The 211-nt window shown below is 48.8% G+C and carries 1 protein-coding gene; it reads right to left on the bottom strand.

Translation table 11 applies throughout. The features are described from left to right. On the bottom strand, window positions 1-211 hold a 211-nt coding region (locus AB4209_RS22490), incomplete at both ends, for a VCBS domain-containing protein (protein WP_372057461.1).

The following is a 211-nucleotide window of genomic DNA, read 5'->3' on the forward strand; positions in this document are numbered from 1 at the left end:
CCTGATGTCGTTACCGCTTTGTCGGTTTCATCGATGGCAACGGTCGCACTGCTGACGGTAGCGGCATCGTTGGTGCCGTTAATAGTGACTTTAATGATTGATGGTATGCCATCGATGGACGTGACCGTAAATGTCTCTTCAACTTTGTCACCAACGTTGAGTTGGTTGAATGCACTGTTGGCGGTGAACACCCAATGACCATTGGCATCAA

It is taken from the genome of Vibrio sp. 10N.286.48.C11 (assembly GCF_041469805.1).
In the GTDB taxonomy this organism is placed as follows: domain Bacteria; phylum Pseudomonadota; class Gammaproteobacteria; order Enterobacterales; family Vibrionaceae; genus Vibrio; species Vibrio crassostreae_C.